We start from the raw sequence: 13,005 nt of genomic DNA, 5'->3' as shown, positions 1-13,005 counted from the left end.
GGTTACGACCTCGTGAGCGTCGCCTTCAGGTGCTCGACCGAGAGGACCGACGTCGGCCGGTCCATGTGGACCCCGATCTCGCCGGAGAGCGCCCCGAGGCCGAGCCGCTGGACGGGTTCGGGCAGCGAGTAGGCCCGGCGAAGCAGGTGGCCGAGCCGGATGTCGCGTTCGAGGTCGGCCCGCCACGCGTGTTCGTAGGCGGCGAGCGTCGTCGGCCGGTCGGGGTCGATCTCGCGGACGGCGTGGTCGGCACAGGTCATCCCGTAGAGGATGCCGCCGCCGGTGAACGGCTTGGTCTGGGCGGCCGCGTCGCCGATCAGGAAGCCTCGCCGGGAGGTGACCCGCTCGGGCGGGCCGATCGGGATCGCGCCCGAGCAGCGACCCGAGACGTCGACCTCGTAGCCGTCGATCAGGTCCTCGAAGTGCTTGCCGACGTGGGCGCCCGGCGGCGCGGCCAGCCCGTACTCGACGCCGGCCTCGCCGCGGGGGATGCGCCACGCGAAGAAGCGCGGCGCGGTGAGGTGGACGTCGACGAACTCCTCGTCGTCGGGGTCCTCGTCGAACGCGAGCACGCCGTGGAGGAGTTCGCCGGGTTCGGGCAGCGAGAGGGCGTCGCGCACCCGCGAGCGCGGGCCGTCGCAGCCGGCGACCATCTTCGCCTCGTAGGTCTCGACGCCGTCCGGGCCCGTCGCGGTCACGCGGACGCGGTCGCGGCGCTCGTCGACTTCGGTGACGGTGTGGCCCTCGCGGACGTCCGCGCCCGCCTCCCGGGCGCGGTCCGCGAGGTGGCGGTCGAGGCCGACGCGGTCGATGACGTTCGAGACGACCTCGCGCTTGTAGAACGGGTACGAGTCGCTGCCCGGGCCGCCGACGTGGAACCGGGCGCCGCGGACCTCGTTCTGGAGGAGGGCCGCGCGGGCGTCCGCGCCGGCGAACGACCAGACGTCGGTGCTGACGTGGCCCGAACACGCCAGCGGCTCGCCGATCCGCCCCTTTTCGAGGGCGAGTACGTCGTACCCCTCCGCGGCCGCGCGCCGGGCGAAGCGCGCGCCCGGCGGGCCGACGCCGACCACGACGAAGTCGTACATATCCGTCGAGTGTGTCGGCGGCAGTAAATAGTTTCTCGAATCGACACCATCCGCGCCGGGACGGGGAGTACCCGCGACGGACCGTGCTATCGCTCGTCGGTTTCGTCAGCCGGGTCGTCGCTCGGTTCGGCCGACTCGTCGCCGCCGGCTTTGTCGCCGGTCCCGGCGACACCGTCCCCGACCGCATCGTCGGCGTCGTCACCGCCGTCCGCCGTTTCGTCGTCCGAGTTCGACTGCGTGTTCGACGCCGGCCGCTCGGGGCCGACGTCGATCCGGCGGCGCGAGTCGTCGTCGCGTCCGTCCGTACTCGCACTCCCGCCGTTGGCTTCCGCCGACTGCTCGCCGGCGACCCGGCCGGCGATCAGGTCCGCGGCCGGGTCGAGGGTGACGTACAGCACGGCCGCGACGAACGAGAGCGGCGCCAGCGCGACCAGCAGGAACGCGACGTCGTACGCCCAGGCCGCCTCCCCGAGCAGCGGGACGACCGCGGGCGCGAGGCCCCGGTGGGCGACCAGCACCGCGACGAGCACGACGACCCAGTGGACGATCGAGGCGACGTTGGCCGCGAGGTCCCGCGGCGCGAGCAGGGTCCGGACGAGCGCCGCGAGCCCCGACGCGAGGTACCACAGCAGCGCGACGACGGCGAACGTCGCCACGGCGCTCGCGAGCGCGGCGACGGAGACGCGCGTCTCGGGGAGCAGCCGGTCGATCCCCGGGAGGAGCGCGAGCAGATACAGCACGAAGACGGTCGAGAACGCCGCGAGCACCAGTTTGCTCATCGCGCGGACGCGTTCTCGACCGCCGAACGATTCGCGTATCGCGACGTGAGTCGGTTTCGGTCGCATCGTGTCCCGCGCTCGGCGTCAGGGCCCCATGAACGTCCGCCTCCGTTGAAACTCTTTACTGGCGGCAAGACGGTTTACGAACCGTTCGGCGCCGTTTTCGCGCCGTGAACGCCGCGGCTCGCACGGGACGTGCCGGCCGGCTTACGGTTCAGCGAGCGTGAACCGTTCGCCGAACCGGGCGACGGTATCCCCGACGCAACCGGGTGACGCCGGCGTCCGAGCAACCCCTACCTGCCTCGGGCCCGTACCGCCTCCCATGACACCGACGACGCCCGGCCTGCACCACGTGACCGCCATCGCGGGCGACCCACGGGAGAACGCCGACTTCTACGTCGGGACGCTCGGCCTGCGGTTCGTCAAGCGGACGGTCAACCACGACGACCCGGGGACGTACCACTTCTACTTCGGCGACCGCGAGGGGACGCCCGGAACCAACGTCACCTTCTTCCCGTGGACCGACGGCGGTCCGCGGGGTCGGTTCGGCGCCGGACAGACCCGCGACGCCGCGTACCTGATCCCCCCGGACGCGCTCGACTACTGGGTCGATCGGCTCGAATCGGCGGGGGTCGACGTCGACCGAGCCGAACGGTTCGGCGACCCCGTCCTCCGGTTCGCCGACCCCGACGGCGTCGGCCTCGAACTCGTCGCGAGCGACGCGGCCCGCGAGTCGGACGCGACGCCGTGGACCGACGGGCCCGTCCCCGAGGAGCGTCAGCTTCGCGGCTTCCACTCCGTCACGCTCGCGGTCGCGTCGTTCGAGCCGACCGCGTCCGTGCTCGCGGCGGTCCTCGGCTACGAGTTCGAGGCCGAGGCGGACGGCCGCCGACGGTACCGCGCGGCAGGGGGCGGGCCGGGATCGGTCGTCGACCTCGTCGAGACCGACGCCGACCGCGGGCAGACGGGCGTCGGGACGGTCCACCACGTCGCGTTCGAGGCGAGCGACGTCGAGGAACAGGAGCGCTGGCGCGAGGCGTTCGCCGACCGCGGGCTGACCGTCACCGGGGTCGTCGACCGGAAGTACTTCCGATCGATCTACTCGCGCGAACCCGGCGGCGTCCTCTTCGAGGTGGCGACCACGGGCCCCGGCTTCGCGGTCGACGAGGACGTGGAGAACCTCGGCTCGCGCCTGACCCTCCCGGAGTGGCTCGAAGACGACCGCGAAGGGATCGAAGCCCGACTCCCGGAGTTCGAGGCGCCGAGCGTCGCGTCTCGCGGGGAGTGAGTCGGCCCGGCCTTCGATGGTCTCGCCCGTCGCCAGAACGGTGACGCGCATACGGCGCGGTCCGACGACGAGCGAGGAACCCCCTCGCCGCGGGCGAACGGGTCGGCGAGCGTGACTGTCGACCGAATCGCGGGAGAGACTTACAGTGGTGACTGTCAGAGGAACAACGTGACGGACGATGTACGATCTCACCGCCTTCCAGCGCGACCTCCTGTACGTGACCGCGGGGCTCGACGACCCCCACGGGCTCGCGATCAGGGACGAACTCGAGAGCTACTACTCCTCGGAGGTCCACCACGGCCGGCTCTACCCGAACCTCGACGAACTCGTCGAGAAGGGGTTGATCGAGAAGGGGGCACTCGACCGGCGGACGAACGTCTACTCGCTCACCGACCGGGGCCGGCGAGAGATCGAGGATCGGCGCGAGTGGGAGGACGGCTATCTCGACGACCTCGCGGGGGACTAGTCCGCCGGCCGCCAGTCACGGGTCGCCGCGGCGGCCGGAATCCGGACGCGGATCGCGTCGGCGGGGGACAGCGGCAGACGCATCTGCATCTCGCCCCGCCGGGTCTCGACCGTCTCGAACCCGAGCGAGCGGTAGAGGCGGACGGCGACGCGGTTGCACTGTTCGACTTCGAGCACGAGCGCGTCGCGCCCGCGAGCGGCCGCGGAGGCGACGACGCACTCACACAGCGCCGTCCCGATGCCGCGGCCGTGGAACGCCTGGTGGACGAACACCGCGAGTTCGGGCTCCGGGCGCGAACTCGGGACGTAGAGGCTGTGGCCGACGATCCGTCCCTCGCGCTCGGCGACGAAGTTCGTCCCCTCCTCGAGCAGGCGGTCGAGCCAGTTCTCCCGTCGGGTAGCGGTCAGCGGCGGGATGCCCTGCGCGCGGTGGTTCGGGTCGAAGTCCTCGTACATCTCGAACAGCCGATCGCGATCCGACGGCCGGTACGGCCTGACGCGCACGGTGACCCCCTCGTCGTCGACGAGGCGAACGGGCGGCAGCGGGCGGTCGGGCGTCGCCGCGGGGGGACTCCGGGGGGTCATCACGCCTAGACGTTCGAACTAACTGCGGATAAGACGCGACACCGATTTCCAGAAATCGAGAACGATCGGCACTCGGCCGGCCGGCGAGCGAGGGATCGAGGTGGACCCCGGACGGCAGGCGGTTCGGTCGCCGCCCGAACGACACGTTTTCGCCGATTCAACGCCGTTCGAATCGTACCGAAAAGCGCGACAAACGGGCGCAAACGTCCGTCAAACGTCGGAAAACGGCGTCCACTTCCGACCGGGTTGAAGTCGGTCCGACCCCCGACGATCGAGTGCAGCATGATCCGAACGAAACTGCTCGCGATCGCGTTCGCGGTGCTCGTGGTGACCGCCGGCGTGGCCGCCGCGGCCCCCGGGAACGCGCCCGCGGACGCCGCCAACGACAGCGAACAGCACGCGGACGAACACCCCGGGAACGCACCCGCAGAGAACGCACCCGCAGAGAACGCCAACGGTAACGCCGACGGCGTTCGCGGGCCCCCGGTCGACCTCCCCGACCAGGTGCCCGATCACGTCAGCCAGATCCACGACCGGATCACGGCGTTCCTGAGCGGCGACCTCGGCGGCCCGCTCGGCGACGCCATCAGCGACGTGACGCCGAGTGACGCCGACGACGGTGACGACGAGGACGCGTAGTCCGACACGCCATCCCCCAACCTATGCCGGCTACTCCGGCCGCCGTCGGCCTCGATGATCGTCTGGTGACGTTCGCGGCGAGCCTGTTGCTCGGCGGCGCCGCGATCCACGCCGGCGCCTACGCGGTGGCGGAGGCGCGGAGCTACGCGGACGCGGTGGTCACCGCGCTGCTCGGCGCGCTCGTCTGGGCGCTGTTCGAGCCGGTACCGCTGCTGGGCGGCCTCCTGGCGCTCGTCGCCTGGGTCGGCGTCGTCCGGTGGCGCTACCGGAGCGGCTGGCTCCGCTCGGCCGCGATCGGCGTCGCCGCCTGGGCCGCCGCGGTCGTCGCCCTCGCGGCGCTCGACCTGCTCGGCCTCGGCGCGGCGGGCGCGCTCGGCGTGCCGGGGGCCTGACGGCCGCCGGTTCTCGCCGATGCTCCGCTCCCGAGACCACCACAACTTTACCTTCCAGTTCGAAAGGGAGTCACGAAATGGTTCCCTTCGTCGGATCGATCGTCGCGTTCGTCGTCGCGCTGCTCGTCGGCGGACTGGCTATCTTCGTCGGCGCGACGATCATCGTCGGCGTCGAGGACTACGGCCACGCGGTCGTGACGGCCCTCGTCGGGGCGCTCGCGTGGGCGCTAACCGCCTGGGTCCCGCTCGTCGGACCGCTGCTCGCGCTGGTCGCCTGGGTCTGGGTGATCGAGCGGCGGTACCCCGGCGGGTGGGCGACGGCCGCGCTGATCGGCGTCGTCGCCTGGCTCGCGGCGGCCGTCATCCTGTCCGTCCTCGACGGTCTCTTCGGCGTCGGCGTCGGCGCGTTCGGCGTCCCCGGCGTGTAGAACCGAGCGAACGAACGACTTTCGGACGATTTAAGCGATGATACGAACACCGACCCGTATGCGCGTTCGCGTCGGTCTCGCGGCGGTGCTGGTGATCGCGACCGTCCTCGCGGGGGCGGTTCCGGCCCCCGCCGCGGCCGCCGATCCGGCGGGGTCACAGGACGCCCTCGCCCCGCAGTTCGACGAGGTCGACGCGGACGAGGTGCGAATGGACGTCGCCGTCCGAGAGAACGGCGACGCGGAGTGGACCCTCGAGTTCTGGATTCGTCTGGACGACGAGGAGAGCGAGGCGGCGTTCGAGTCGCTCAGGAGCGACGTCGAGAACGACTCCGAGGGACACGTCGGGGAGTTCGCCGGCCGCATGGAGGAGACCGTCGCGGCGGCGAGCGAGGCGACCGGCCGGGAGATGTCGGCCGACGAGTTCGCCGTCGAAACCGAGCGACAGTCGGTCCCGCGGGAGTACGGCGTCGTCAGGTACACGTTCGTCTGGCGCGGGTTCGCCGCCGTCGAGGGCGACGAACTGCGCGTCGGCGACGCCGTCGAGGGGATCTACCTCGACGACGGGACGCGGCTGCTGATCGCGTGGCCCGAGGGGTACGAACTCGACGCGGTCGCCCCGGACCCGGACGACCGGCGCGAGCGGGCGGTCATCTGGCGGGGCGGACGGACGGACTTCGTCGCCGGGGAGCCGCGGGTCGTCGTCTCACCGGCGGGGCCGGGACTCGCGCTCGTCGCGGCCGCGACGCTCGTCGGCGCGGTCGGCGTCGCGGCGGTCTACTGGTACCGTACCCACGAGCGCAGGGCCCCGCTCGCCACGCGGACGGACGACGACGACCGCGGCGACGACCGCGGCGGGCGAGCCGAGCCCCCGGCGGGCGAGGAGCCCGCGACCGACCTCCTGAGCAACGAGGAGCAGGTGCTCCGCCTCGTCGAGGAGCGTGGCGGCCGGATGAAACAACAGGAGGTCGTCTCCGAACTCGGCTGGACCGACGCGAAGACGAGCAAGGTCGTGACCGGCCTGCGCGAGGCGGGGAAACTGGAGTCGTTCCGCCTCGGCCGGGAGAACGTGCTCTCGTTGCCCGACGAGGACGAGTCCGACGAGTGACAAACGATGCGCGAACGAAACGCCGCGAAATCGCCCGCCCGCGTCGCGTCGAAAACGGCGTTGAACGGCGTTGACGGTCGTCGAACCGGGATCACGATCGCGGACGTATATGGCGGGCGAGTCCGTACGACCGCGCAATGAGACGGAGCACGTCGATCGCGCTGGCGCTCGCGGCCGCCGTCGCGCTGGCGGCGGTCCCCTTCGCCGCGGCGGGCGGGTTCGCGGCCGGTGGCGTCCAGGGCGACGGGACCACAGGAGATGTGAACGCGAGCGACGACGGCGTCCGGCCCGGCGAACGCCTCGCGGGCGTCGTCGGCGTTCAGGGGGCGGAACTGCACGGCGAGGTGGCCGAGCGGTCACACGGCGTCGCGGTCGCGAACGCCGAAACCGACCAGGAGCGGGCCGACGTCGTCGCCGAGCGCGTCGCGGCGGCCGACGCGCGACTCGACGAACTGGAGACGCGACTCGACGAACTGGAGGCCGCCCGCGAGGCGGGCGAGATCGGCGAGGGCCGGTACCGCGCGGAGGTCGCGACGATAGAAGCGGAGACGCGGGCCGTGGAGCGACAGGTCGCGGCGGCGGCGGCCACCGCCGACGGCCTCCCCGCGGACGTCCTGCGCGAGCGCGGCGTCGACGCCGCGTCGATCCGCGAGGTGCGCGAGCGCGCGAGCAGCCTCGGCGGCCCCGAGACGGCCGAAATCGCGCGCTCGATCGCCGGGGACTCGGTCGGCGAACCGGTCACCGGCGACCGCGACCCCGGCGCGCCGATCGACGCGCCCGGGAACGGGGCCGGCCCCGACCGGGCCGAGAACCGGACCGCGGACTGATCGCTACTCCTCGAGGAGCGGCCGCCAGGCGCTCGCGGCGACGAGCGCGCCGGTCGCGACGACGCCGACCATCGCGACCAGCGGGTTGAGAACGCCCAGCAGCGCCGCGGGGATCGCGACCGCGTTGTACGCGCCCGCCAGCCGGAGATTCCGGTCGAGGCGCTCGCCCGCCGCGGCCGAGAGCGCGAACGCCCGCTCGACGGCCGCGAGGTCGTCGTCGACGATCGCCAGATCCGCCGCGTCGGCCGCCAGCGCGGTGCCGCCGCCCAGCGAGATCCCGAGGTCCGCCGCCGCGAGCGCGGGCGCGTCGTTCGTCCCGTCGCCGACCATCGCGACGCGGTTCCCGGCGCGCAGGCGGCGGACGGCGGCGGTCTTCCCGTCGGGCGGGACGCCCGCGAAGACGCGGTCGACGGCCGGGTGGCGCGCGAAGGCGTCGGCGGCGGCCTCGTCGTCGCCGGTGAGCACGACGACCTCGCGGCCGCTCTCGTGCAGGCTCGTCACCGTCTCCTCCCAGCCCGCACGGGGTTCGTCGCCGACGACGACGACGCCCTCCGCGGCGCCGTCGCGGCCGACGACGACCGGCAGGCGGCCGACCCCGCGGGCGTCCGCGACGCGGCGTTCGAGCGCCTCGTCGACCGTCCACCCGCGCTCGGCGAAGAGGTCGGGGTGGCCGACGAGGGTACGCCGCCCGTCGACGACCCCCTCGACGCCCGTCGCGTGGCTCCGGAAGTCGCACACGCGAACGTCGTCCGCCAGCGAACCGCCGTCCGCCCGGGTCCCCTCTCCCGCGAACGCGCTCGCGATGGCCTCGGCGGCGGGGTGGGACGCCCGCTCCTCCAGCGCGGCGGCGGCCCGCAGGAGGTCCGCGGGGGCGTCCGCTTCGAGTACCTCCGTGCGGCCGGCGGTGAGCGTCCCCGTCTTGTCGAAGACGACGACGTCGACCGCGCGGAGGCGCTCGAAGACCGTCTCGTCGAAGACGACGAGCCCCCGCTCTACGGCCTCCTCGATGCTGGCGGCGACCGAGAGCGACGCCGCGAAGCCGAGCCCCCACGGGCTCGCGACGACGAGCGTCAGCAGCGACGCCATCGCGGCGGCCGTCGGGTCGGCGCCGAGCGCGAGCGTCCCCGCGCCGACGACGACGGCGGCGCCGACGACGAGCGGGGCGAGCCGCGAGGCGAGGTCGTCGGCGCGGCGCTGGACGCCGTGGTCGGCGCTCTGGACGTCCCAGACGGCCCGCGTGAGCCGGTCGATGCTGCTCGTCGTCCGTTCGCCCGCGTCGACGACCGCGGCGCCGTCGGTGACGACCGACCCGCCGACGACCGCGTCGCCGGCCTCCTTCGCGACCGGGAGCGACTCGCCCGTGACGACGGCCTCGTCGACCGTACACGACCCCTCCGCGAGGGTGCCGTCGACCGGGACGCGCTCGCCCCGGCGGACGAGCACGCGGTCGCCGGCGGCCACCTCCTCGACGGGGACCGTCGCCGTCGTCCCGTCGGCGTCGTACAGGCGGGCCTCGTCGACCTGCGAGACCGTGAGGTCGGTGAGGCGGTCCGTCGCCCGGCGCTTGGCCGTCGCCTCGTAGAACGAGGCGGCCATCACGACCGCCGCGACGGCGACCGTCAGATCGTAGTAGACGTCGAGCCCGCCGGTCACGCCCGCGAGGGTGCCGTAGGCGTAGGCGCCGACGATGGTGAGCGCCGCGAGCAGCGCCGCGTTCGGCCGGCGCATCTTCAGGCCGACGTACGCCCCCCGCAGCAGCGGCATCCCGGTCAGATAGAGGACGATGCCCGTCAGGACGAAAAACGCCGAGAGGAACAGCGGTTCGTCGAGGCCGGTAAACGCCTCGCCGAACAGCGCCAGCATCCCCCAGTCGGCGAACGACGAGAGGTAGACCGGGTAGAGCACCGCCACGTAGGGCAACAGCAGGAACGAGCCGAAGACGACGCCGACGACGTACCGCATCTCGAAGACGTCGTCGGCCCGGCGTTTTCGCATCCCCGTCACCTCCCGGGACCGGCGGGTGCCGCCCGTCTCGCCGTCGGCGGCGGCCGCCTCGTCGCGGCGGTAGGCCGTGTAGCCGGTCGTGGTCAGCGTCGCTTCGAGGGCGGCCGGCGAGACGCGGTCGGGGTCGTGGTCGACCCGGACCGTCTCGGTGACGTAACTGGCCGCCGCGTCGACGACGCCGTCCTCGGCCTCGGCGACCGATTCGAGGTACGCCTCGCAGGTCGCCGAGTGCATCCCGTCGACGCGCAGGAACGTGCGGACGGTGCCGTCCGAGCGCGGGCGCTCGCTGTCGGCGTCCGCCTCGTCCGCGTCGCTCCCGTACAGGGCGGCGACGTCGCGACAGCCGGACGAGCAGAACCGCTCGCCGGCGTCCGCCTCGACGGCCGACCCGGCGAGGGCCGTCCCACACAGCGTACAGCGGTCGTCACGGCTCCGTCGATCGGTCACGTTGCCGTACCCTGCGCGTTCGAACGGGATAAACGGTCGGCTCAGATCGCCAGCAGGACGAGCGCGTAGCCCGCGACGCCGCCGGCGAACGCCCAGAAGCGGCTCCGGCGCTCCGAGGGCAGTTCCTCTTTCATCACGTTCAGGATGACGCCGCCGGCGAGGAACGCGAACAGGACCGCCACGAGGACCTCGCTCACGGGGCCGGTGTACCCGACCGCGAAGCCGACGAGCACCGCCCCGGCGAGCACCCACCGGCCGTACCGGTGGTAGGTCCGCCCGTGGTGCGAGCGGAGGCCGTAGTCGTTGACGACGAAGTGCAGCGCCATCGCGACGAAAAAGAGCGCGAGCGCCGTGACGCCGCGCTCGTCGCGGTGGACGAGCAGGTAGCCGACGAGCGCGTTGTACGCCCCGAAGGAGGCTGTGTGGAGCCAGAAGACGCCGTCCGGTTCCCGCTCGCCGTCGCCCTCGCCGCTCGCCTCGCGGACGTACCGTTCGAGGCCGAAGAAGGCGACGAACCCCGTCAGGACGACGAGGTAGACGTGGTACTCGATCGCCGCGAGCGCGCTCTCGCTGCGCTCGATCGTCTCGGCGGCCGCCGCGAGTTCGGGCAACACGTGGACGAAGACGTACGCGACCGAGACGCCGCCGGCCAGCGACAGCCACGGACTGCGCGGGATCACGTCCAGCGAGAGGAGTCGCGCGCCGAACAGGTGGACGACCGCGAGGCCGACCGCGAACGTCGGCGTGAGGACCGCGACGGGATCGGCACCGATCACGCGCCGAGTTCGTCGGCGAGGTCGTGGACGCTCTCGATCCGCAGGTCCGGGTCGACCTCGTACGGCCCCCAGCGGCCGTCCGCCCGGTCGAGCCACACCCCCTGCATCCCGGCGGTGATCGCGCCGGGGACGTCCCACCAGCCCGCGGCGACGTACGCGAGCGACGCCGGCGGCGCGCCGATCCGGTCGGCGGCGTGGCGGTACAGCCGCGGGCGGGGTTTGAACCGCTCGACCTCGTCGGCGCTGACGGTCCCGGCGAGGAGGTCACCGAGACCCGCCCCCTCGATCGTCGACTCCAGCATCGCCGCGTCCCCGTTCGAGACGACGTAGCACTCGTAGCCGGCCTCGCGAAGCCGCTCGATCCCGCCGCGGACGTCGTCGAAGGCGGGCAGGTCGCGGTACGTCGAGAGGATCGCCTCGCGGTCGGCCTCGTCGACGTCGGCGCCGGCGGTTTCGAGCGCGTACCGCAGCGCGTGGCGGTTCAACTCGTAGAAGGCGTCGTACTCGCCGACCGCGTCGCCGACGATCGCGTACGCGAGCGACCGCTCCCGCCAGATCGTCGCCACCAGTTCCGGTTCGGCGACGTGTTCGGCGAGGGAGTCGACGACCGCGTCGACGTCGACGAGCGTGCCGTAGGAGTCGAACGCGACCGCCTCGACCGCGTCGGGGTCGAACGTCGTGGTCATGGTGGCCGTCTACCCGACGCGCGTCGAAATAGCTTGGCCCGGCCGTCGCCTCACTTCTCGGTCGGTGCCGCGGCCGCGCCCTGACGCGGCCCCGCGCGCTCGGCCACCCGCCCGTAGAGCTTCGTGAACGGCGTCGACGTGAGGCCGTGGACGACGATCGAGCCAGCGATGACGAGGCTGGCGGCCGTCCAGACCACCTCGTGGCCGACCTCGCGGAGCGCGACCATCGCGTAGAACAGCGCCGCGATGCCGATCGGGCCGAACCAGCCCGCGAAGAGCGCGTCGAGCGCGTTCTCGAGTGGCTCGACGAACCAGCGGAACGCGATCACCATCGGGACCCGGCGCAACAGCAGGACGCCGACGGCGAGCGCGACGCCGGTCCACCCCAGCGACGCCCACCCGTCCCACGGGAGGACGACGCCGAAGACGACGAGGACGGGGAAGGTGAACAGCCGCGTGAGCGTCTCCTGGACCCGCTGCTCGTCGGCCTCGTCACGCGCGTCGGCGAGCCGGTTGAACGCGAGCCCAGCGACGAACGCCGCGAGGATGCCGTCGCTGCCGAGGAGTTTGACGCCGCCGAGGACGGCGAACGTCAGCGCCACCGTGACCGTCAGCATCGACGTCTCCTCGAGGTACTCGTGCTCGCGGGACCAGCGTTCGAGCCGGCCGGCCGCGGCGCCGACCGCCAGCCCGAGGACCACCGCCGCGCCGACCTCCCAGAGCAGCGTCTCGGTCAGCCAGTCGCGAAGTGCCGTCGCCGGCGGGTGTTCGAGGGCCAGTATCGAGAGGAAGACGAACGGGTACGCGAGGCCGTCGTTCGCGCCCGCCTCCGCGGAGAGCACGTGGCGGGTCTCCGCGGCGATGTTCCGTTCGGCCGTCGCCCCCGTGACGATGGTTCCCGCGAGTACCGGGTCGGTGGGCGTCACCACCGCCCCGAGCAGCATCGCGACCCAGAACGACAGGTCGAGCAGCGCGTACGCCAGCAGGCCGCTGACGAGCCACATCCCCGCCATCCCCGGGCCGAGGACGACCGCCATCCCCGTCGCGTGCTCGCGGAAGTACCCCCGCGGCAGCCGCAGCGCGAGGCCGACGACGGCGACGCCGACGGTGAGGCGCGCGAACTGCTCGGCGACGACGTGCGGGTCCCCGAGACCGGCGACCCCGAGGCGGTCCAGCCCGGCCGGGCCGACGACCACGCCGAGCAGCAGCGCCGCCAGCGGCTCCGACAGGAGGTAAGACTTGTCGTGCAGCAGGCCGGCGATCAGGCTCAACACCAGCGTCAGGCCGCCGATCGTCACCAGCGCGACGTTCAGGTCTTGCATGGGCGTTCACCGGGCCGCACGCGGATCCGCGGACGGCGCCGCGTCGGAGGGGGTTACACGGCAGGCGAGATAGCCGTTGGGCGGTCGTACGCCGGCCGTCGACGCCGACGGGGAGCCCTACCCCGACCTTCGAGCGGCGGGGACGCCAGCGAGTTCCGTCCCGTCGGAACCGAA

Annotated in this window: 14 protein-coding genes; 7 read left to right on the top strand and 7 right to left on the bottom strand. The window is 72.9% G+C overall.

Annotated features, from left to right (window positions below):
* Positions 1-2: 2 nt before the first annotated feature.
* On the bottom strand, positions 3-1,088 hold the full coding sequence (locus tag NKG98_RS14930; protein ID WP_254766766.1) for a geranylgeranyl reductase family protein: 1,086 nt from the start codon (positions 1,086-1,088) through the stop codon (positions 3-5).
* An 86-nt stretch (positions 1,089-1,174) separates the two neighbouring features.
* The gene (locus tag NKG98_RS14925; protein WP_254766765.1) at positions 1,175-1,867 is read right to left on the bottom strand and encodes a hypothetical protein; all 693 of its coding nucleotides are present in this window, start codon (positions 1,865-1,867) and stop codon (positions 1,175-1,177) included.
* A gap of 322 nt (positions 1,868-2,189) precedes the next feature.
* Between NKG98_RS14925 and NKG98_RS14920 the strand changes: the two genes are divergently transcribed.
* Positions 2,190-3,155 (top strand): ring-cleaving dioxygenase, encoded by a 966-nt coding sequence (locus tag NKG98_RS14920; RefSeq protein WP_254766763.1) that lies wholly within the window; start codon positions 2,190-2,192, stop codon positions 3,153-3,155.
* A 178-nt stretch (positions 3,156-3,333) separates the two neighbouring features.
* Positions 3,334-3,621: a PadR family transcriptional regulator gene (locus NKG98_RS14915; RefSeq protein WP_254766761.1), complete on the top strand. Its 288-nt coding sequence runs from the start codon at positions 3,334-3,336 to the stop codon at positions 3,619-3,621.
* Here NKG98_RS14915 and NKG98_RS14910 read toward each other — a convergent pair.
* Positions 3,618-4,205: a GNAT family N-acetyltransferase gene (locus NKG98_RS14910; RefSeq protein WP_254766759.1), complete on the bottom strand. Its 588-nt coding sequence runs from the start codon at positions 4,203-4,205 to the stop codon at positions 3,618-3,620. The genes NKG98_RS14915 and NKG98_RS14910 overlap by 4 nt on opposite strands.
* Positions 4,206-4,487: 282 nt before the next feature.
* Between NKG98_RS14910 and NKG98_RS14905 the strand changes: the two genes are divergently transcribed.
* The 5 genes from NKG98_RS14905 to NKG98_RS14885 all read left to right on the top strand — a co-directional run bounded on the left by NKG98_RS14905 (position 4,488) and on the right by NKG98_RS14885 (position 7,596).
* Complete coding sequence (locus tag NKG98_RS14905; RefSeq protein ID WP_254766757.1) at positions 4,488-4,844, top strand: hypothetical protein; 357 nt, start codon at positions 4,488-4,490, stop codon at positions 4,842-4,844.
* Between the two features lie 23 nt (positions 4,845-4,867).
* On the top strand, positions 4,868-5,236 hold the full coding sequence (locus tag NKG98_RS14900; protein ID WP_254766755.1) for a hypothetical protein: 369 nt from the start codon (positions 4,868-4,870) through the stop codon (positions 5,234-5,236).
* A gap of 77 nt (positions 5,237-5,313) precedes the next feature.
* Entirely contained in the window at positions 5,314-5,664 is a 351-nt protein-coding gene (locus tag NKG98_RS14895; RefSeq protein WP_254766753.1) for a hypothetical protein, read from the top strand.
* A 58-nt stretch (positions 5,665-5,722) separates the two neighbouring features.
* Positions 5,723-6,769, top strand: a complete 1,047-nt coding sequence (locus NKG98_RS14890; RefSeq protein ID WP_254766751.1) for a DUF7345 domain-containing protein — start codon at positions 5,723-5,725, stop codon at positions 6,767-6,769.
* Positions 6,770-6,906: 137 nt separating this feature from the next.
* Positions 6,907-7,596: a hypothetical protein gene (locus tag NKG98_RS14885; protein WP_254766749.1), complete on the top strand. Its 690-nt coding sequence runs from the start codon at positions 6,907-6,909 to the stop codon at positions 7,594-7,596.
* A gap of 3 nt (positions 7,597-7,599) precedes the next feature.
* Here the strand turns inward: NKG98_RS14885 and NKG98_RS14880 are convergent, their stop codons facing one another.
* Genes NKG98_RS14880 through NKG98_RS14865 form a run of 4 tightly spaced genes read right to left on the bottom strand, consistent with a single transcriptional unit; the run spans position 7,600 to position 12,831 of the window.
* On the bottom strand, positions 7,600-10,047 hold the full coding sequence (locus NKG98_RS14880; protein WP_254766747.1) for a heavy metal translocating P-type ATPase: 2,448 nt from the start codon (positions 10,045-10,047) through the stop codon (positions 7,600-7,602).
* 41 nt (positions 10,048-10,088) lie between these two features.
* Positions 10,089-10,823: a hypothetical protein gene (locus NKG98_RS14875; protein ID WP_254766745.1), complete on the bottom strand. Its 735-nt coding sequence runs from the start codon at positions 10,821-10,823 to the stop codon at positions 10,089-10,091.
* On the bottom strand, positions 10,820-11,509 hold the full coding sequence (locus NKG98_RS14870) for a haloacid dehalogenase type II (RefSeq protein ID WP_254766743.1): 690 nt from the start codon (positions 11,507-11,509) through the stop codon (positions 10,820-10,822). Before NKG98_RS14870 ends, NKG98_RS14875 begins: the two co-directional genes overlap by 4 nt.
* Positions 11,510-11,559: 50 nt before the next feature.
* Complete coding sequence (locus tag NKG98_RS14865; protein WP_254766741.1) at positions 11,560-12,831, bottom strand: cation:proton antiporter domain-containing protein; 1,272 nt, start codon at positions 12,829-12,831, stop codon at positions 11,560-11,562.
* Positions 12,832-13,005: the final 174 nt, after the last annotated feature.

Origin of the sequence: Salinilacihabitans rarus (genome assembly GCF_024296665.1) — an archaeon.
Classification (GTDB): Archaea; Halobacteriota; Halobacteria; order Halobacteriales; family Natrialbaceae; genus Salinilacihabitans; species Salinilacihabitans rarus.
Note: the sequence above shows the minus strand (reverse complement) of the source record. Positions and strands in the feature narration are given on the sequence as shown.